This is a genomic window from Pseudomonas sp. MF6751, assembly GCF_016613265.1.
In the GTDB taxonomy this organism is placed as follows: Bacteria; Pseudomonadota; Gammaproteobacteria; order Pseudomonadales; family Pseudomonadaceae; genus Aquipseudomonas; species Aquipseudomonas fluorescens_BV.
Map to the genome: position 1 here is coordinate 23,014 of NZ_JAENSV010000038.1, position 20,378 is coordinate 43,391.

Below are 20,378 nucleotides of genomic sequence, written 5' to 3' on the forward strand. Positions count from 1 at the left end.
CGTTGACCTCTTCATAATCTCTACAGCATTGCCGGCCTCATCGCGGGCAAGCCCGGCTCCCACATTTGACCTATGTGAACCCGATCAAGTGTGGGAGCTGGCTTGCCTGCGATGGCGTCAACCGATTCACCACACAGCCCGGATCAGACCACCGCCGCCCGCCGCTGAACAAAGCGGTCCACATACTCATCCGCCGGCGAGTGCAGAATCTCTCGCGGGGTGCCGACCTGGATCAGCTTGCCGTCCTTGAGGATCGCAATGCGGTTGCCGATGCGCACGGCCTCGTCGAGATCGTGGGTGATAAACACGATGGTCTTGTGCAGGGTCTTTTGCAGCTCGAGCAACTGGTCTTGCATCTCGGCGCGGATCAACGGGTCGAGGGCGCTGAAGGCTTCGTCCATCAGGATGATGTCGGTGTCGGCCGCCAAGGCGCGGGCCAGGCCCACGCGCTGGCGCATGCCACCGGACAGCTGGTGCGGGTATTTGTTTTCGTAGCCTTTGAGGCCCACGGTTTCGATCCAGTGCAACGCACGTTCGGCGCAGACTTGCTTGGTCTCGCCACGCACTTTCAGGCCGTAGGCAACGTTGTCGAGCACGCTCTTGTGCGGCAGCAGGCCGAAGCTCTGGAACACCATGCTGATCTTGTGCCGACGGAATTGGCGCAGGGCTTCCATGTCCAGTTGCAGGATGTCTTCGCCATCCACCAGGATCGCGCCGCTGGTGGGGTCGATCAGGCGGTTGAAGTGGCGCACCAGGGTGGATTTGCCCGAACCCGACAAGCCCATGATCACAAAGATCTCACCGGTGCCGATGCTCAGGGACAGGTCATTGACGCCGACCACGCAACCGGTCTCGGCCAGTACCTGGTCCTTGGTCTTGCCCTGGCCGACCATGGCCAGCGCATCCTTGGCGCGTGCGCCGAAAATCTTGAAGACGTTTTTGACTTCGATTTTGCTGACAGTCGTCATTTGCTCGCCTCATGCCGTGGGCGGCCATAAGCCTGGGTAATGCGGTCGATGACCACTGCGAGAATCACGATCGCCAGCCCGGCTTCAAGGCCGCGGCCGACGTTGAGGGTCTGGATGCCGACGAGCACGTCTTCACCCAAGCCACGGGCACCGATCATCGAGGCGATCACCACCATCGACAGCGCCATCATGGTGGTCTGGTTGATCCCGGCCATGATGCTTGGCAGCGCCAGCGGCAATTGCACGCCGAACAGTTGCTGCCAGCGGTTGGCGCCGAAGGCGTTGATGGCTTCCATGACTTCGCCATCGACCTGGCGAATACCCAGGTCTGTCAGGCGAATCAGCGGCGGCGCGGCGTAGATCACCGTAGCGAAAATCGCCGGGACCTTGCCCAGGCCGAACAGCATCAGCACCGGGATCAGGTACACGAAGCTGGGCATGGTTTGCATGATGTCCAGCAGCGGCATCAACACTGAACGCAGGCGATTACTGCGCGCCGACAGGATGCCCAGAGGGATGCCGATCAACACCGAAATCACCGTGGCCACCATCATCAGTGCCAGGGTTTGCATCAGCTTGTCCCACAGGCCAACGGCGCCCACCAGGAACAGCAAACCGACGATCACCGCCGTGGTCACCACCTTGCGCGTGGCGTGCCAGGCAATACCGCCGACGATGGCCAGCATCAGCCACCAGGGCGCTGCGCGCAGCAGGCCTTCCAGGTTGACGATGGCCCATAGCAGGGTGTCGGAGATGTGCCGGAACACATCGCCATAGTTGGTGACCAGTGCGTCCACCCAACCGTTGACCCAGTCGGCGATGGAAAAGGTAAAACTCTCAGGAAACATATCGTGCTCTCGATCCAGTGGGTTGTGACCAGCCGCCCGGCCACCCTTGAGGGTAGCCGTGCACACTTGACCTACAAGGCCGCGTCGATTTTCTTGGCTGCGTCTTCGCTCACCCAGGCGTGCCAGACTTCAGGATGTTCCTTGAGGAATATTTTCGCCAGTTTCGGCGACTCGATCCGCTCCTTGGCCATGCGGCCCAGGTTCTGGTTCAGCAGGTCGATGGGCAGGTTGACCTTTTCCAGCACGGCCACCAGCTCCGGGGCTTGTTCGTGGAAAGTCTTGGAGAGGCCGACCTTGATGCTCACGGTTTTGTCCACGCCGGGCTTCTCTTCCAACTTGACCAGATCGACCTGGCCCATCAGCGGTGTCGGTGACCAGTAGTAGAACAGGATCGGCTCGCCGCGCTTGTAGCTCGACAGCACCGCCGCATCCAGCGCCGGGCCGGTGCCCGGGCGGAAGTTGGTGTAGGTGCTTTCCAGGCCGTAGCTCTTGAGCATTTCGCTGTTGTCCAGCTCGCAGGTCCAGCCGGCCGGGCAGTTGTAGAAACGGCCCTTGGACGGCTCTTCCTGGTCCTTGAACACCGAGGCGTACTTGGCCAGGTCGGCGATGTTTTTCAGGTCCGGCGCCTTGGCTTCCAGCTTGCGCTTGGCGTCGCCTTCGATCACATAGCGCGGCACGTACCAGCCTTCGACCGCGCCGACCACCGGAGCCCCGACGCCGACGACTTTGCCGGCCTTCTCGGCTTTGTTCCAGACCTCGCTGCGGCCTACCCACTCCTCGGCGAACACTTGGATGTCGTTGCTGCCCAGGGCGTTTTCCATGGTGATGGAATTGCCCGGCAAGCTGTCGGTTTTGCAGTCGTAGCCTTTTTCCAGCACGGTTTGCAGGATGTCGGTGAGCAACATGCCGCTTTCCCAATTCAGGCCGGCGAATTTCACCGGTTTGCCGGATTCACACCAGCCGGCCGCCTGGGCGCCGGCAGTTGCCAGCACGCCAGCCGCGAACAAAGTAGCCAGCAAGGTCTTATTCATAGTCATTGTTGTGACGCTCCCAATCATGAAATGGATTACGGCAGTCAGTAGGCGTCCTGCCCTGTCCACGTCCCATCAGGCTTGTGCAGCCAGCTCGTTTGTTATGGGTGAAGCGCCCTGCTCTTTTGGCAGGATCAGGTGATCGGGTACCGTGCCGTGCCATTTTTTCGCACACACGTAATACAGGGCCGCCGGCAGTACCAGGCCGATGATCCAGGAGATATCCACATCACCCAGCGCGGCCACCAGGGGGCCGGTGTAGAACTTGGTGGAGATGAACGGCAACTGCACCAGCACGCCGAACACATAAACGCTGATGCCCAGCAGGTTCCAGCGGCCGTAACGACCGTTCGGGTCGGCCAGCGCCGGCACGTCGTAACGCTCGCGGGTGATGCAGTAGTAATCCACCAGGTTGATCGCGCTCCAGGGCGTAAAGAACGCCAGCAGGAACAGGATGAATGACTTGAACGCACCTAGGAACGAGTGCTGGCCGAGCAAGGCGATCAGGGTTGCCGTACCGACAATGGCGAGTACGAACACCAGGCGTTGCAGACGTGTGACCTCCAGGCGACCACGGAAACCGCTGACGATCGTCGCAATGCACATGAAGCTGCCGTAGGAATTGAGCGTGGAGATGGTGACCTTGCCGAACGCGATGCTGAAATACAGCAACGCAGCGGTGGCCCCCGTGCCGCTCAAGCCAACGATGTACGCCACCTCGTGGCCGGCAAACTGCCCGTTGGACATGGCCGCGGCAAACACGCCGAGGACCATCGCCACTTGGGCACCGATAACCGAACCTGCGCCAGCAGCAAGAAAGGTTTTTACCGATGACGTCTGGCTCGGCAGGTAACGCGAGTAGTCCGCCACGTAAGGGCCGAAGGCGATCTGCCAGGAGGCCGCGAGTGATACGGCCAACAGGAAGCTGCTCCAACTGAAGTGACGGATCTGCAGGAGCGCGCCGACGTCGGTCTGGCTCATCAGGCGGCTGAACAGGTACACAAAGGCAATCACGCCAATGACGCTCGCGACACGGCCGATGAAGTGGATCACCCGGTAACCCAGCACCGTGACCAGCACAATGACACTGGCGAAAATCAGGATGCCGACGCTGTCGCTGACCCCGAACAACTGGCCCAGCGCCTGGCCCGACAGCACGGTGCCGGTGGCGGTGAAGCCCAGGTACATCAAGCACACCAACACGATCGGAATAGCCGCGCCATACACGCCGAACTGCACCCGGCTGGAAATCATCTGCGGCAAGCCAAGCTTGGGCCCTTGCGCCGCATGCAGCGCCATGACGCCACCGCCGATCAATTGACCGATGAGCAAGCCGATCAACGACCAGAACACATCACCGCCCAGCACCACGGCCAACGCCCCGGTGACAATCGCAGTGATCTGCAGGTTGGCACCCATCCACAGGGTGAATTGGCTGAATAGACGACCATGTCTTTCCGCTTCCGGGATGTAGTCGATCGAACGTTTCTCGATCAACGGGGTGGTGTCGTTTGCAGCCATGTTGTTCAACCTCTGATGGATTGTTTTGTATGCATCTTGCTCTTCTGTGGGAGCTGGCTTGCCTGCTCCCACAGGTGCTGCGCCGGCCGTTACTTGATCATCGGCAGGTTCAGGCCTTGTTCCTTGGCGCAGTCGATAGCGATCTGGTAACCCGCATCCGCATGGCGCATTACCCCGGTCGCCGGGTCGTTGTGCAGCACCCGCGCAATCCGCTCGGCCGCTTCGTCAGTACCGTCACAGACAATCACCATCCCTGAGTGCTGGGAGAAGCCCATGCCCACGCCGCCGCCATGGTGCAGCGAGACCCAGGTGGCGCCGCTCGCGGTGTTAAGCAAGGCGTTGAGCAGTGGCCAGTCGGAGACAGCGTCGGAGCCGTCCTGCATGGCTTCGGTTTCGCGGTTCGGGCTGGCGACCGAGCCGGAGTCCAGGTGATCACGGCCGATCACGACCGGCGCGGACAGCTCGCCGCTGCGCACCATTTCGTTGAACGCCAGGCCCAACTTGGCACGCTGGCCCAGGCCGACCCAGCAGATACGTGCCGGCAGGCCCTGGAAGCTGATGCGCTCACGGGCCATGTCCAGCCAGTTGTGCAGATGGGCGTCGTCCGGGATCAGTTCTTTGACTTTGGCGTCGGTCTTGTAGATGTCCTGCGGGTCACCGGACAGCGCCGCCCAACGGAACGGGCCGATGCCACGGCAGAACAGTGGGCGGATGTAAGCCGGTACGAAACCTGGGAAGTCGAACGCGTTTTCCACGCCCTCTTCCTGGGCCATCTGGCGGATGTTGTTGCCGTAGTCGAAGGTCGGGATGCCTTGCTTCTGGAATTCCAGCATGGCTTTGACGTGGACGGCCATCGACTGCTTGGCGGCCTTGATCACGGCGGCCGGCTCGGTCTTGGCGCGAGCGCGGTATTCGTCCCAGGTCCAGCCGGCCGGCAGGTAGCCGTTGAGTGGGTCGTGGGCGCTGGTCTGGTCGGTGACCATGTCCGGGCGCACGCCACGCTTGACCAGTTCCGGCAGGATCTCGGCGGCGTTGCCCAGCAGGGCGATGGAGATGGCCTTGCCTTCTTTGGTGTACTTGGCGATACGGGCCAGGGCGTCGTCGAGGTCGGTGGCCTGCTCGTCGACGTAGCGGCTGTTCAGACGGAAATCGATGCTGACTTGCTGGCACTCGATGTTCAGCGAGCAGGCGCCGGCCAGGGTCGCGGCCAAAGGCTGCGCGCCGCCCATACCGCCGAGGCCGGCGGTGAGCACCCAACGACCGGTCAGGTCGCTGTTGTAATGTTGGCGGCCGGCTTCCACGAAGGTTTCGTAGGTGCCTTGAACGATGCCCTGGCTGCCGATGTAAATCCAGCTGCCGGCGGTCATCTGGCCGTACATGGCCAGGCCCTTGGCATCCAGTTCGTTGAAATGCTCCCAACTGGCCCAGTGCGGTACCAGGTTGGAGTTGGCAATCAGCACGCGCGGGGCGTTGCTGTGGGTCTTGAACACGCCGACTGGCTTACCGGATTGCACCAGCAGGGTTTCGTCGTCGTTCAGATTGGTGAGGCTCTCGACGATCTGGTCGTAGCACTCCCAGTTGCGCGCCGCACGGCCGATACCGCCGTACACCACCAATTCTTTGGGATTCTCGGCCACTTGCGGGTCGAGGTTGTTCATCAGCATGCGCAGCGGCGCTTCGGTCAGCCAGCTTTTGGCGGTGAGCTTGTTACCGCGGGCGGCGCGGATTTCGACGTCACGGTATTTTGTAGGCTTGGTCACAGCTAGGACTCCTCGGCGATCGATGCGCGAACATGGATGGTGCGAAGTCTTACGCACACATCTTTACTTGTATGTACAAGCATATGCAATCGAGCGGCCAACTTTAGCCGGGAGGGGTTGGGATTTTTTTGCACGGGGCGTACGAGCCTTGTAAATCAAGGCTTCAACGCTTGATGAAATTTCTTACGGAGGTTTTTTGCAGCAAGGGGAATTTGTCACGGCAGCGAAGCTTTGCATCACGCTGGGGCGTTCGGTAACAAATGGGTGCGCGGGTTGGAAACAGATTTTGTGAACAATGCAGAAACAAATGTGGGAGCTGGCTTGCCTGCGATAGCAGTGTGTCAGTCAGCACATCCTAGGCTGATACACCGCTATCGCAGGCAAGCCAGCTCCCACAGTTTTTAACCGAGTGCGGTCAGTTCGATGATGCAGCAGCGGCCTGTGACCGATATTTCCAGCAGTTCAGTGTTACCGTCCACTTGCAGGCAATCGTGGTGGCCGAGCTTTTCACCCAGCACCTTCACCTCGTCCGCCACGCTGAACACCAGCACCGTCTGCGCGGTACTGAAAAACTGCTGCACGCCATCCACCCACTGCAACCGTGCGTGGTAACGCTGTGGCGAGTAGATCAGGTTGAAGTCGCGAATCGGCCCGGTGATCAAACGGCATGACACCTGGCTTTCGCCCTTGAACGCGAACGGCTGCAACGGCAACAACCCGCGCTGCTCCTCACCGTCTACGGTCAGCACCATGCCGGCGCCTTTGATCACCGTAATCACGCGCTGGTAACCGGCGAAGGTGGAAAACCCACCCGACTCGGCGATATCGGCAATCGACAAACGCCAGCCAAATCCATCCAGGCCGGTGCCGGCGTCGCGACTGATTTCTTCGGTACTGCCGCCGCCGTTCTTCCACGGCATGCGCACGTAGTCGGCGGCGCGCCAGACGTTGATCTCACTCATTTACTGAAGCGTCCTTCGAGGCTGTGACGGGAGCCGGGGTGGATCAACCGCGCCGCAGTCACCGGCTGACGACCCGACCAGGTGCGTCGGCGAATCAACAGGCACGGCTCGCTCGGCTCGATCTGCAACAACTTGCACTCGGCGGCATCGGCGAGAATCGCCTCAACCACATGCTCACCCTCAGTCAACGGAGCGACCTGGTTCAAATAGGCATACGGGGTTTGCTGGGTGAAGTCCTGCTGTAGGTATAGCGGCGCGACCAGGGCGTTGACGAAACGGTCTTCGATTTGCACGGGAATGTCGTTCTCGTAATGCACGATCAACGAGTGGAACACCCGCCCGCCTTCGCGCATTTCCAAGGCGACGGCGCGCTCGGAACCAGCAGCTTCTTCGCCCAGGGTGATGACCTGGCAAGTGTGCCGATGCCCGCGGGAGGCGATTTCATCGGCGATGTTGTGCACTTCAAACAGGGCCGACTGGCTTTTCGGCTCGGCAACAAACGTACCCACACCCTGCATACGCACCAACAAGCCTTCGGCGGTCAGCTCGCGCAGGGCACGGTTGATGGTCATGCGGCTGAAGCCCAACTCGCTGACCAGCTCGCTTTCCGACGGCACGCGGTAATGGGGCGGCCAGTTGCCGTTGAGGATCTGCTGGCTGATCATCTGTTTGACGCGGGCATACAAGGGCGCCGGACTTTCGTCCATGTGGGCAGCCAGCGAAGAGTTGGCGGGCGGAGTCGGCACAGGGAATCCTTGCAGGGGAAAAAGATGCATAGATTGCCGGAGTTTACCGAGCAGGCAAACGTCTGTATATGTATATACAAATAAACACACGACCGGGGTGCCTTGATCATGTCCGCTTTCTTTGCCGAACGCGCACTGCTGCCTAATGGATGGGCCAACGATGTACGTCTTGAAGTCAGCACCGATGGCCTGCTGACAAAGGTTGAGCCCAATGCCAGTGCAGAAGGCGCGGAACGGCTCAGGGGCCCGGTGTTGGCGGGCATGCCGAACCTGCATTCCCATGCCTTCCAGCGCGCCATGGCGGGCTTGGCCGAAGTGGCCGGCAACCCCAACGACAGTTTCTGGACCTGGCGCGACTTGATGTACCGCATGGTCGGCAAGATCAACCCCGAGCAGTTACAGGTCATCGCGCGCCAGCTGTATATCGAAATGCTCAAGGCCGGCTACACCTCGGTGGCCGAGTTCCATTACGTGCACCACGATCTCAGCGGCCAGCCCTATGCCGACCGTACGGAACTGTCCCGCCAGATCAGCCAGGCGGCCGCCAGCAGCGGGATCGGCCTGACCTTGCTGCCGGTGCTCTACACCCACGCGGGTTTTGGTGGCCAAGCGCCGAATGAAGGCCAGCGACGTTTTATCAATAGCACTGAAAACTACCTGGACCTGCAAGCACGCCTGCAGCCCATTCTGGCGGCACAACCGGCCCAGCAACTGGGCCTGTGCTTCCACTCCCTGCGCGCCGTAACCCCCGAACAAATCCATACCGTGCTGGGCGCCAGTGACAAAAACTGCCCGGTGCATATCCACATCGCCGAACAGCAAAAAGAAGTCGACGACTGCCTGGCCTGGAGCGGTAAGCGCCCGTTGCAGTGGCTGTATGACAATGTCCAGGTGGATGATCGCTGGTGCCTGGTGCATGCCACCCATGCCGATGCCGACGAAGTCACCCGCATGGCCAACAGCCGAGCGATTGCCGGTTTGTGCCTGACCACAGAGGCCAACCTGGGCGATGGGATTTTTCCGGCGGTGGACTTCCTCGCTCAGGGCGGCCGCATGGGCATCGGTTCCGATAGCCATGTGTCACTGAGCGTGGTGGAAGAACTGCGTTGGCTGGAATACGGCCAGCGCCTGCGCGATCAACGGCGTAATCGGTTGTATCGCAGTGACCAACCGATGGTGGGTCGCACGCTGTTCGATGCTGCGCTGGACGGTGGCGCACAAGCGCTGGGCCAGCCGATTGGTCGACTGCAAGTGGGCAAGCGTGCGGACTGGATAGTGCTGGACGGTAGCGACCCGTACTTGGCGACGGCCAGTGAGGATGGGATTCTCAACCGCTGGCTATTTGCCGGTGGTGATCGGCAAGTACGCGATGTACTGGTCAATGGCAAATGGGTGGTGCGAGATGGGCATCATGCTGGCGAAGAAGACAGCAGCCGGGCATTCACCCAGGTCCTGAAGGACTTGCTGAACTGACGACCAACCCATAACAACTGTGGGAGCTGGCTTGCCTGCGATACAGACACCTCGGTGCTTCAGTTACACCGGGTTGATGCTATCGCAGGCAAGCCAGCTCCCACATTTGATGGGGGGGCTGCAAATTACTGAGACGTCTTCGCCATCTGCTTATCCGACGTACGCCAGATCAACCGCGTGGTGTCATAGCCTTGCTGTCGCGCCCTGCTCAGCAGGTCTTCGCGGGTATCGGCACTCACCGTCGGCGTGCGCGACAGGATCCACATATAGCGACGGCTCGGGCTGCCGACGATGGCGGTCTTGTAGTCATCGCTGACATACAGCACCCAGTAGTCGCCCTTGGCAACGCCCGGCAACAGCGATGTAAACCAGTTATTGAATTCCACCCACAGTTTGTCGGTCTTGCCTGGTACCTGCGGCGTAGCCGTACCTTTGGCCTCTTGCCACTTCCACTCAGGCGTCAGGCAGCGGTTGAAAACCGACATGTCACCATCAGGCAGCAAGGTATAGCGGGCTTCGGATTGCGCACAGTTGCGCTGGAAGTACATCGGCAACCGGGCCAACTCATACCAAGTGCCCTGGTAACGCTTGAGGTTGACGTTGCTCGCAGTCTTGGGTTGCAGATCATCGCCAGAATGGCTGGCGCAGCCCGCCAAAAACAGGCTGGCGCAAAGGAACAAAACAAAACGCATCATTCTTCTTCTCCCGCAGGCTCGCGCCCCGGTTTACTTCAGGCCTTGCCCGGAAAACATCAGAACTTTGTCACCGGCGTACTGCACGCTGATAAAGCTGTTTTTATCGCCCCAGGTGCAGCTGGACATGCCCAGTGCGCCGGAACAATCGGTTGGCTTGCCCAGCAACGACTCCACCTCGGCTTTGGCCATGCCGGCTGAGAGCTTTTGGTAGTTTTCTTGGGTGACCTTGCTGCAAGCGGCTAAGAGCACGCAAAAAGCCAGCAGGGCGAGACGGCGTATAGACATGGAAAAGCTCCTGGAGAGACAAAGCAGCTGGGGTATCTGCCAGAAGCTTAGAAGGGAAAAGAGGTGTCTGGTTCCCGACGAGCGAAAACAAAAAAGCCCCGAAAACGCTGAAACGTTTCGGGGCTTCTTTAACGGTGATCCATCTCACAATACAGCGGCTCACCGCTCGTTACGGCTTACTTCTTGTGATAGGCCGTCACGCGCTCAACTTCTTCCTTCGAACCCAGGAACACCGCCACACGCTGGTGCAGGCCTTCAGGCTGAATGTCGAGGATGCGCTGGTGGCCGTCGGTGGACGCACCGCCTGCCTGTTCAACCAGGAACGACATCGGGTTGGCTTCGTACATCAGGCGCAGTTTGCCCGGCTTGGACGGCTCGCGGCTGTCGCGCGGATACATGAACAGGCCACCACGGGTCAGGATGCGGTGTACGTCGGCAACCATCGCGGCCACCCAGCGCATGTTGAAGTTCTTCTTCAACGGGCCTTCTTCGCCTTCCATCAGTTCGTTGACGTAGCGCTTCACCGGTTCTTCCCAGTGGCGCTGGTTGGACATGTTGATGGCAAATTCCTGGGTTGAAGCAGGAATCGAAATGTCTTCGTGGGTCAGCACGAAGCTGCCCATTTCACGGTCCAGGGTGAAGCCCTTGACGCCGTCGCCCAGGGTCAGCACCAGCATGGTCTGTGGGCCGTAGATCGCGTAGCCGGCAGCAACCTGCTCGGTGCCTGGCTGCAGGAAAGCCTTTTCGTTCAGGGCTTCGTTCTGGCTCAGGTATTCGTTCGGGCAACGCAGTACCGAGAAGATGGTGCCGACCGGTGCGTTGATGTCGATGTTGGACGAACCGTCCAGTGGGTCGAACACCAGCAGGTATGCGCCCTTCGGGTATTTGCCTGGGATCTGGTAGGCATTGTCCATTTCTTCGGACGCCATGCCGGCCAGGTGGCCGCCCCATTCGTTGGCTTCGAGCAGGATTTCGTTGGACAGAACGTCCAGTTTCTTCTGCACTTCGCCCTGCACGTTTTCAGTGCCCATGCTGCCCAGGACACCGCCCAGTGCGCCTTTGGAAACGGCGTGGCTGATTTCCTTGCAAGCACGCGCCACCACTTCGATAAGGAAGCGCAGATCGGCAGGCGTGTTGTTGCTGCGGGTCTGCTCGATCAAATAGCGACTCAAGGTAACGCGGGACATGGACGGCTCCGGAGAATGGGGGGCTAAAAACCCGCGCAGTTTAGCGCGAGTCGGGGCTGATTTCCTCTAATCAGAGGATTTAACGCCAATAGAGTTCACGACCAGGCTTGATGTGGGAGGGGGCTTGCCCCCGATTGCGGTCATTCAGTCAATGCATGAGTGACTGATCAACCGCTATCGGGGCAAGCCCCCTCCCACATTTTTAAACGCGGCGGTCAGTCGAGGGCTTTCCAGATCTCTGTGGCGTATTCGCGGATGGTGCGGTCCGAGCTGAACCAGCCCATGCGCGCTGTGTTGAGCACGGCCGAGCGCCACCAGGCCTTGGAGTCGTGCCAATGCGCCTCGACCCGCGCCTGGGCGTCCCAGTAGGCGTCAAAGTCGGCACACACCAGGAAGCGGTCGTAGTCGATCAGCCCATCGATCAGGCCCACATAGCGGCCCGGGTCATCCGGCGAAAATACCCCGCCACGGATCGCTTGCAGCACGTCGTTCAAGCGATGGGACGCGGCGATGTCCGGCCCGGCGCTGAACTCGCCGGCGTGCTTGCGGGCTTCTACCTGCTGGGCGCTGAGGCCAAAGATAAACATGTGCTCGGCGCCGACCCGCTCGTGCATCTCCACGTTGGCGCCGTCCATGGTGCCGATGGTCAGCGCACCGTTGAGGCCGAACTTCATGTTGCTGGTACCCGACGCCTCAAAGCCGGCCGTGGAAATCTGCTCCGACAAATCCGCTGCCGGAATGATGCTTTCCGCCAGGCTGACATTGTAGTTGGGCAGGAACACCACCTTGAGCAAACCGCGCACGGTCGGGTCATTGTTGACGGTGCGGGCGATGTCGTTGGTCAGCTTGATGATCAGCTTGGCCTGGTGATAACTGGCCGCTGCCTTACCGGCGAAGATCTTCACCCGCGGCACCCAATCGATGCCCGGCTCGGCACGGATCGCCTGGTACAGCGCCACGGTGTGCAGCAGGTTGAGCAGTTGGCGCTTGTATTCATGGATGCGCTTGACCTGCACGTCGAACATCGCCGCCGGGTTGATCGCAATGCCCAGGCGCTCATGGATGATCTGCGCCAGTGCGCGCTTGCTGTGCAGGCGCTGTTCAGCGAACGCTTTGCGGAAGGCCGGTTTCTCGGCAAAGGGTTCCAACTCGATAAGACGCTGCTCGGGCTGGTCCAGAATATCCGGGCCCAGGGCTTCCACCAGCATATCGGTCAGCTTGGGGTTGGCCTGGTACAACCAGCGACGGAAGGTAATGCCGTTGGTTTTGTTGTTGATGCGCTCGGGGTAGAGCTTGTGCAGTTCAGAGAACACCGTGCTGCGCATTAGCTGGGTATGCAAACCGGACACGCCGTTGACGCTATGGGAGCCCAGGAATGCCAGGTTGCCCATGCGCACGCGGCGGCCGTTGTCTTCTTCGATCAGCGACACAGCGCGCAAGACATCAAAGTCGTGGATGCCTTTGGCACGCAGCGAGTCGATGTGCTGGGCGTTGATCAGGTAGATGATCTGCATGTGCCGCGGCAGCATGCGCTCCATCAAACCGACAGGCCAGGTTTCCAGGGCCTCGGGCAGCAAGGTGTGGTTGGTGTACGAAAGGGTCTCGACGGTGACATCCCACGCGGCTTCCCACGGTACATCGTGCAGGTCGACCAGTTGGCGCATCAACTCGGCCACGGCGATGGACGGGTGGGTGTCGTTGAGCTGGATGGCGGCGTGCTCGCCCAGGCTGAGCACCGAACCGTGCATGTTCTTGTGGCGGCGCAGCAAATCCTGCAGGGACGCGGAGACGAAGAAATATTCCTGGCGCAGGCGCAGTTCCTGCCCTGCTTCGGTGCTGTCGGCCGGGTAAAGCACTCGGGAGATGCTTTCGGCACGGGCCACTTCGGCGACGGCGCCCAAATGGTCACCGGCGTTGAAGCGCTCCAAGTGCAGGTCTTCTACAGCCCGCGCACGCCAGAGGCGCAGGGTGTTGACGCTGGCGCCGCGCCAACCGACGACAGGCGTGTCATAGGCAACAGCACGTACGGTTTCGCTGGGTGACCACACCTGGATCATCTTGCCGGAGGCGTCCGCGACAGTTTCGACGCTGCCGCCAAAGCCGATCGGGTAAATCACTTCGGCGCGCTCGAATTCCCAAGGGTTACCGAAATCCAGCCAGCGTTCGGTCTGTTCCTGCTGCCAGCCGTCAACAATGGCCTGGCGAAACAAGCCGTGCTCATAACGGATGCCATAGCCGTGACCGGCAATCCCCAAGGTCGACATGCTTTCCATAAAGCACGCCGCCAACCGACCAAGGCCACCGTTGCCGAGCGCCGCGTCGGGCTCCAGCAGGCGGATGCGCTCCAGATCCACGCCCAGCTCCGACAGCGCTTCGCGAGCGATCTCCAGCACACCCAGGTTGCTCAGGCTGTCGTAGAGCAACCGGCCAATGAGAAATTCCAGGGAGAGGTAATAAACGCGCTTCTGGCCTTTGCGATAAATACGCCGCGTGTGGTCCATCCAGTGATCGACCATCTGGTCGCGGGCGGCCAGGGCAATGGCTTCGAACCAGTCATGGTCGAAGGCGTGATCCGGGTCCTTGCCCACCGCGTAGGTGAGTTTGGTCAAGACAGCATCGCGGAATGCGGCTACCTCTGCTTCTCGTGCAAGCGGTTCCTGAGACATCGGTGCGACCTCGGGCGAGATTGAAGGAGTTGCTAGAGCCTAGTCGGTCTGACAGACGGTAGACGTGCTGGTTCGGCAGTTTTTTAACTCATTGGCCATGGGCTGAATTTGATGCAGGGGTCGTGCCCGATCAGACCGTGGCTAAACCTTTGAGCTGAAAGCTGCAAAATATTGTTCAAAAAACCACCAATCCCGGTATGATCGCGCGCCCGGATAACGCCCCACCTTGGAACCTTGATGAAGCCTCAACTGATCGCCGCCGCGGAACTCGACCGTCTAGAGACCTGGCAGAAATACTCCGCCCATATGTGCGGTGGCTGCGTGTCCAGCTGCTGCACGCTGCCGGTGGAGGTGAAGATCAAGGACCTGATCCGCATTGGCATCGTCGATGAGTTCGAGCGCGGCGATCCGCCGAAGAACATCGCCAAGCGTTTGCAGAAAGAAGGCATCGTCGAGCGGTACAACAACAAGTCCGAAATTTTTACCCTGCAGCGCATGAGCAACAACGACTGCCTGTACCTGGATCGTAAGACGCGCTTTTGCACTATTTATGACAAGCGCCCGGATACGTGCCGTAACCACCCGAAAATCGGGCCGCGGCCGGGGTATTGCGCGTATAAGCCCAAGGAAGTGGTGCGCGAAACTAACTTCAAGACCCTCGACAAGTTCTGATCCGGATTTTGTAGTGCCCTCAAGGGCCTCATCGCAGGCAAGCCAGCTCCCACATTTGAATGTATTCACAGATCCAAAATGTGGGAGCCGGGCTTGCCCGCGATGAGGCCGGCACAGTCACCACAAAACCTGCAGGCATAAAAAAACGCCCCCGGCCTTTCGACCGGGGGCGTTTTTCATTCAGCCTGAGTTAACTCAGTTCTTGGCTTTCTTGGCAGCGCGGGTACGCTCGCCTTCGTCCAGGATCTTCTTACGCAGGCGGATCGACTTAGGCGTGACTTCGCACAGCTCGTCGTCCTGGATGAATTCCAGGGCCTGTTCCAGGGTGAAGCGAACAGGTGGAACCAGAGCGATGGTTTCGTCTTTGCCCGAAGCACGCATGTTGTCGAGCTTCTTGCCTTTGGTTGGGTTCACGCCCATGTCGTTGTCGCGGCTGTTCAGACCAACGATCTGACCGTTGTAGATCTCTTGACCGTGTTCAACGAACAGCTTGCCACGCGCCTGGAGGGTTTCCAGGGAGTAGGTCAGCGCCTTGCCGGTTTCTACCGATACCAGAACACCGTTCTGACGGCCGGACATGTCGCCGGACTTCATGGTGTCGTAGCGATCGAAGATCGAGGTCAGGATGCCAGCACCGTTGGTCAGGGTCAGGAACTGGTTACGGAAACCGATCAGACCACGAGCAGGGATGTTGTATTCCAGACGCACACGGCCTTTGCCATCCGGCACCATGTTGGTCAGGTCGCCCTTACGCAGGCCCATCTCTTCCATGACCTTGCCCTGGGATTCTTCAGGGGTGTCGATGGTGACGTTTTCGAACGGTTCCTGCTTCACGCCGTCAACTTGACGGATGATCACTTCCGGACGACCAACACCCATTTCGAAGCCTTCGCGACGCATGGTTTCGATCAGTACCGAGAGGTGCAGCTCACCACGGCCGGAGACCTTGAACTTGTCAGCCGAGTCGCCTTCTTCAACGCGCAGAGCAACGTTGTACAGCAACTCCTTGTCCAGACGCTCCTTGATGTTACGGGAGGTCACGAACTTGCCTTCTTTACCGCAGAAAGGCGAGTCGTTTACCTGGAAGGTCATGGAAACGGTTGGCTCGTCAACGGTCAGAGGCTTCATCGCCTCGACGTTGTCCGGCTGGCACAGGGTGTCGGAGATGAACAACGAGTCCATACCGCTCACGCATACGATGTCGCCAGCGAAAGCTTCTTCAACGTCGATGCGGTGCAGGCCGTGGTGACCCATCAGCTTCAGGATACGACCGTTACGCTTCTTGCCGTCGGCGCCGATAGCGACAACCGGGGTGTTCGGCTTGACGCTACCACGAGCGATACGGCCAACGCCGATAACACCCAGGAAGCTGTTGTAGTCCAGTGCCGAGATTTGCATCTGGAACGGGCCTTCACGGTCGACTTTCGGCGCTGGTACGTTGTCGACGATCGACTGGTACAGCGGAGTCATGTCTTCAGCCATGTCGGTGTGGTCAAGACCAGCAATACCGTTCAGGGCCGAGGCGTAGATGACCTGGAAGTCCAGCTGTTCTTCGGTGGCACCCAGGTTGTCGAACAGATCGAAGATCTGGTCCAGAACCCAGTCCGGACGCGCGCCTGGACGGTCAACCTTGTTGATGCACACGATCGGACGCAGGCCGGCTTCGAAAGCCTTCTTGGTCACGAAACGGGTTTGCGGCATAGGGCCGTCTTGAGCGTCAACCAGCAGCAGAACGGAGTCAACCATCGACATTACGCGTTCTACTTCGCCGCCGAAGTCGGCGTGGCCCGGGGTATCCACGATGTTGATGTGGTAGCCGTTCCAGTTGATAGCGGTGTTTTTTGCCAGGATGGTAATACCGCGCTCTTTTTCCTGGTCGTTGGAGTCCATCACGCGCTCGTCGTTGAGCTCGTTGCGCTCCAGGGTGCCGGATTGACGCAGGAGTTTGTCTACCAGGGTGGTTTTACCATGGTCAACGTGAGCAATGATGGCGATGTTACGTAGATTTTCGATCACTTGTGTATCTCGATCAGAGGATTCGGTGTGCTGACAGGTCGTGGCAGCGATTAACAGTAGAGTCAGGCCTTGCCGTTACAGCTTGACGGCAGAGTCGGGGGGCCGGTGACGCAGGCCACAGGCAAACAGCCCCGGGCTCTTAGCTCGGTCGATAAACGCGCACATTGGCATGCCCCTCACTGAGCAAATGGTGGGCATGCAGGCGACTCATCACGCCTTTGTCGCAATACAACAGGTACTGACGGCTGTTATCCAGTTCCTTGAAACGCGCGTTCAGTGCGTAGAACGGCAGCGTTTGCACGTCGATGCCAGCGATTTCCAGCGGCTCGTCTTCGGCGGCATCCGGATGACGGATGTCGACGACGATCTGGCCCGCCAGGGCTTCGCTGACTTCTTCGATCTGCACATCCTGGCCCAATTCGTCGATCACTCGATCGATTGGCACCAGCTTGGCGTTCTCGAGCGCACGCTCCAGAATCGCCATGTCGAATTCTTTTTCTTCATGCTCCACGCGGTGACGCTTGGCGTGGGTCTTGGGGTTCACCGAAATGACCCCGCAGTATTCAGGCATATGCTTGGCAAAGTCGGCGGTGCCGATTTGCTCTGCCAGGTCGATGATGTCCTGCTTGTGGCTGGCGATCAGCGGGCGTAGCACCAGCTTCTCGGTCACGCAGTCAATGATCGACAGGTTAGGCAGCGTCTGGCTGGAAACCTGGGAAATCGCTTCGCCGGTCACCAGGGCGTCGATCTGCAATTGATCGGCGATTCGGGACGCAGCGCGCAACATCATACGCTTCAATACTACGCCCATATGACTGTTATCGACTTTGCCGAGAATTTCGCCCAGCACTTCCTCGAACGGTACGCTTACAAATAGCACGCGTTGGGAGCTGCCGTATTTCTTCCAGATAAAGTGCGCGACTTCCATCACGCCCAATTCATGTGCACGCCCGCCCAGGTTGAAGAAGCAGAAGTGGCTCATCAGGCCGCGACGCATGATCTGGTAAGCCGCCACCGTGGAATCGAAACCGCCGGACATCAATACCAGGGTCTGTTCCAGGGCACCCAGCGGGTAGCCGCCGATGCTGTTGTGCTGGCTGTGGATCACGAACAACCGTTGGTCGCGAATTTCCATGCGCACTTCAATTTGTGGCGCTTTGAGGGAAATTCCAGCGGCGCCGCACTCACGACGCAGCTTGCTGCCGACGTATTTCTCGACATCCATGGAGCTGAACGGGTGCTTGCCAGCACGCTTGCAACGCACCGAAAAAATCTTGCCTTCAAGCGCACTGCCGTAGTGCTGCTTGCACTTTTCGGTGATGTCGTCGAAGTCGCCCAGAGGGTACTCATCCACCTGCAGGAAATGCGCGATGCCCGGCATGCAGCTCAGGCGCTCGGTCATGTCCTTCAAGGCTTTGGCGTCGGTAATGCGGGTTTCCAGCTCGAGGTTGTCCCACACGCCGTTCACCACCACAGCCGGGTCCAGGTCACGGAGCACGGCACGGATGTTCTTGGCCAACTGACGGATGAAACGCGTCCGTACCGGTCGGCTTTTGATGGTGATCTCGGGGAAGACTTTAACGATTAATTTCATGGAAACAGCGCGCGCCGGGCCTGCTGAAAAAGGGGGGCGCGGATTATAGCGGAAATCGCTCAAGGTTTAACCAGTTAATATGCATTGCATACGCAATGCACCAAAACGGGTCATTTACACAAATAAACGCTACATTGCAGTGCGCGATTTATGCCGTTTTTGCCGATTGCACCGTTATAGGGGCTATTTTGAGGCAAAACGGCCATGTTGGCGCACTGGCATGCAATTTGCTCTCTTGTGAGGCAGGTTGCCTTGGCGGAGTATCCGCGCCGGCATCACCCAAATTCTAAGGGCTAACTCCACTACCCAAGCCCGAAGCCACCCGGAGGACACCATGTCGAAGTCGGTTCAACTCATCAAAGATCATGACGTTAAATGGATTGATCTGCGCTTCACGGACACAAAAGGCACTCAGCACCACGTGACCATGCCGGCTCGCGATGCGCTGGAAGATGACTTCTTCGAAGTCGGCAAGATGTTCGACGGTTCCTCCATCGCCGGCTGGAAAGGCATCGAAGCCTCCGACATGATCCTGCTGCCAGACGACAGCACCGCCGTACTCGACCCGTTCACCGAAGAGCCGACCCTGATCCTGGTGTGCGACATCATCGAACCTTCGACCATGCAAGGCTATGACCGCGACCCACGCGCCATCGCCCACCGTGCCGAGGAATACTTGAAGTCCACCGGTATCGGCGACACCGCATTCTTCGGCCCTGAGCCAGAGTTCTTCATCTTCGACTCGGTGAAGTTCAAGTCCGACATCTCCGGCTCCATGTTCAAGATTTTCTCCGAGCAAGGCTCGTGGATGTCCGACCAGGACGTGGAAGGCGGCAACAAAGGCCACCGTCCAGGCGTGAAAGGCGGCTACTTCCCAGTACCACCGTTCGACTTCGACCATGAAATCCGTACCTCCATGTGCAACGCACTGGAAGAAATGGGCCAGACCGTTGAAGTTCACCACCACGAAGTGGCGACTGCCGGCCAGAACGAAATCGGCGTGAAATTCAACACGCTGGTGAAGAAGGCTGACGAAGTTCAAACCCTGAAATACTGCGTGCACAACGTTGCCGATGCCTATGGCCGCACCGCTACCTTCATGCCTAAGCCGCTGTACGGCGATAACGGCTCGGGCATGCACGTTCACGTATCGATTTCCAAAGACGGCAAGAACACCTTCGCCGGCGAAGGCTATGCCGGCCTGTCCGACACCGCTCTGTACTTCATCGGCGGCATCATCAAGCACGGCAAGGCCCTGAACGGCTTCACCAACCCGTCGACCAACTCCTACAAGCGTCTGGTCCCAGGTTTTGAAGCGCCGGTGATGCTGGCCTACTCGGCACGCAACCGCTCCGCCTCGATCCGTATTCCTTACGTCAACAGCCCTAAAGGCCGCCGTATCGAAGCGCGCTTCCCAGACCCGGCTGCCAACCCTTACCTGGCCTTCGCCGCCCTGATGATGGCCGGCCTGGACGGTATCCAGAACAAGATCCACCCTGGCGACGCCGCCGACAAAAACTTGTACGACCTGCCGCCTGAAGAGGCCAAAGAGATCCCACAAGTGTGCGGCAGCCTGAAAGAAGCCCTGGAAGAGCTGGACAAGGGCCGTGCGTTCCTGACCAAAGGCGGCGTTTTCAGCGACGACTTCATCGACGCTTACATCGCCCTGAAAAGCGAAGAAGAAATCAAAGTACGCACCTTCGTACACCCACTGGAATACGAGCTGTACTACAGCTGCTGATCCGGTAGCGCTGCTTGAGGTAGCGCGATGAGAAAGACCTCCTTCGGGAGGTCTTTTTTTTGCCTGAGATTATTTACGTCCCCCTCCTGTAATTAGATGGACTCGCCCAAGCCGAGGCGTCTATGCGCCACGGTGGCATTCTTATAGAAGCCAACGACAGCGAGGGCGAGCCCATGAAAAAGCATACGACGATCAATCAGTCTTTGTCAGCCG

General features: G+C 59.3%; 16 protein-coding genes. 3 read left to right on the plus strand and 13 right to left on the minus strand.

What is annotated here, in order from left to right; all coding sequences use genetic code 11:
• Positions 1–143: 143 nt before the first annotated feature.
• The 7 genes from JJD66_RS22385 to hutC form a co-directional block, all read right to left on the minus strand.
• Positions 144–968 carry a quaternary amine ABC transporter ATP-binding protein gene (locus tag JJD66_RS22385; RefSeq protein ID WP_014716537.1) on the minus strand — a complete coding sequence of 275 codons (825 nt, stop codon included), beginning with the start codon at positions 966–968 and terminating at the stop codon, positions 144–146.
• Positions 965–1,816, minus strand: coding sequence for an ABC transporter permease (locus JJD66_RS22390; RefSeq protein ID WP_003187838.1), 852 nt, complete (start codon positions 1,814–1,816; stop codon positions 965–967). Before JJD66_RS22390 ends, JJD66_RS22385 begins: the two co-directional genes overlap by 4 nt.
• Positions 1,817–1,887: 71 nt before the next feature.
• Positions 1,888–2,853, minus strand: a complete 966-nt coding sequence (locus JJD66_RS22395; protein WP_198714949.1) for an ABC transporter substrate-binding protein — start codon at positions 2,851–2,853, stop codon at positions 1,888–1,890.
• Positions 2,854–2,922: 69 nt separating this feature from the next.
• Complete coding sequence (locus JJD66_RS22400; RefSeq protein WP_200649059.1) at positions 2,923–4,368, minus strand: purine-cytosine permease family protein; 1,446 nt, start codon at positions 4,366–4,368, stop codon at positions 2,923–2,925.
• 89 nt (positions 4,369–4,457) lie between these two features.
• Entirely contained in the window at positions 4,458–6,128 is a 1,671-nt protein-coding gene (gene hutU / locus JJD66_RS22405; RefSeq protein ID WP_014716533.1) for a urocanate hydratase, read from the minus strand.
• A 401-nt stretch (positions 6,129–6,529) separates the two neighbouring features.
• Positions 6,530–7,090 (minus strand): HutD/Ves family protein, encoded by a 561-nt coding sequence (locus tag JJD66_RS22410; protein ID WP_105225450.1) that lies wholly within the window; start codon positions 7,088–7,090, stop codon positions 6,530–6,532.
• On the minus strand, positions 7,087–7,797 hold the full coding sequence (gene hutC / locus JJD66_RS22415) for a histidine utilization repressor (protein WP_232917554.1): 711 nt from the start codon (positions 7,795–7,797) through the stop codon (positions 7,087–7,089). Before hutC ends, JJD66_RS22410 begins: the two co-directional genes overlap by 4 nt.
• 147 nt (positions 7,798–7,944) lie before the next feature.
• Between hutC and JJD66_RS22420 the strand changes: the two genes are divergently transcribed.
• Positions 7,945–9,309, plus strand: coding sequence for a formimidoylglutamate deiminase (locus JJD66_RS22420; protein WP_198714947.1), 1,365 nt, complete (start codon positions 7,945–7,947; stop codon positions 9,307–9,309).
• Positions 9,310–9,434: 125 nt separating this feature from the next.
• Here JJD66_RS22420 and JJD66_RS22425 read toward each other — a convergent pair whose 3' ends face one another.
• The 4 genes from JJD66_RS22425 to JJD66_RS22440 all read right to left on the minus strand — a co-directional run bounded on the left by JJD66_RS22425 (position 9,435) and on the right by JJD66_RS22440 (position 14,142).
• Positions 9,435–10,004 (minus strand): lipocalin family protein, encoded by a 570-nt coding sequence (locus JJD66_RS22425; RefSeq protein WP_034117302.1) that lies wholly within the window; start codon positions 10,002–10,004, stop codon positions 9,435–9,437.
• 30 nt (positions 10,005–10,034) lie between these two features.
• A complete protein-coding gene (locus tag JJD66_RS22430; RefSeq protein WP_003187823.1) occupies positions 10,035–10,289 on the minus strand; it encodes a hypothetical protein in 255 nt (84 codons plus the stop codon).
• Between the two features lie 176 nt (positions 10,290–10,465).
• The gene (locus tag JJD66_RS22435; RefSeq protein WP_003187818.1) at positions 10,466–11,476 is read right to left on the minus strand and encodes a class 1 fructose-bisphosphatase; all 1,011 of its coding nucleotides are present in this window, start codon (positions 11,474–11,476) and stop codon (positions 10,466–10,468) included.
• A 215-nt stretch (positions 11,477–11,691) separates the two neighbouring features.
• The gene (locus JJD66_RS22440; RefSeq protein ID WP_105225447.1) at positions 11,692–14,142 is read right to left on the minus strand and encodes a glycogen/starch/alpha-glucan phosphorylase; all 2,451 of its coding nucleotides are present in this window, start codon (positions 14,140–14,142) and stop codon (positions 11,692–11,694) included.
• A 237-nt stretch (positions 14,143–14,379) separates the two neighbouring features.
• Between JJD66_RS22440 and JJD66_RS22445 the strand changes: the two genes are divergently transcribed.
• Entirely contained in the window at positions 14,380–14,814 is a 435-nt protein-coding gene (locus tag JJD66_RS22445) for a YkgJ family cysteine cluster protein (protein ID WP_003187815.1), read from the plus strand.
• A 195-nt stretch (positions 14,815–15,009) separates the two neighbouring features.
• Here JJD66_RS22445 and typA read toward each other — a convergent pair whose 3' ends face one another.
• Entirely contained in the window at positions 15,010–16,830 is a 1,821-nt protein-coding gene (gene typA / locus JJD66_RS22450) for a translational GTPase TypA (RefSeq protein WP_014716526.1), read from the minus strand.
• A 139-nt stretch (positions 16,831–16,969) separates the two neighbouring features.
• The gene (gene thiI, locus JJD66_RS22455) at positions 16,970–18,424 is read right to left on the minus strand and encodes a tRNA uracil 4-sulfurtransferase ThiI (RefSeq protein WP_034125541.1); all 1,455 of its coding nucleotides are present in this window, start codon (positions 18,422–18,424) and stop codon (positions 16,970–16,972) included.
• Positions 18,425–18,758: 334 nt separating this feature from the next.
• Between thiI and glnA the strand changes: the two genes are divergently transcribed.
• Complete coding sequence (gene glnA / locus JJD66_RS22460) at positions 18,759–20,165, plus strand: type I glutamate--ammonia ligase (RefSeq protein WP_003187811.1); 1,407 nt, start codon at positions 18,759–18,761, stop codon at positions 20,163–20,165.
• Positions 20,166–20,378: the final 213 nt, after the last annotated feature.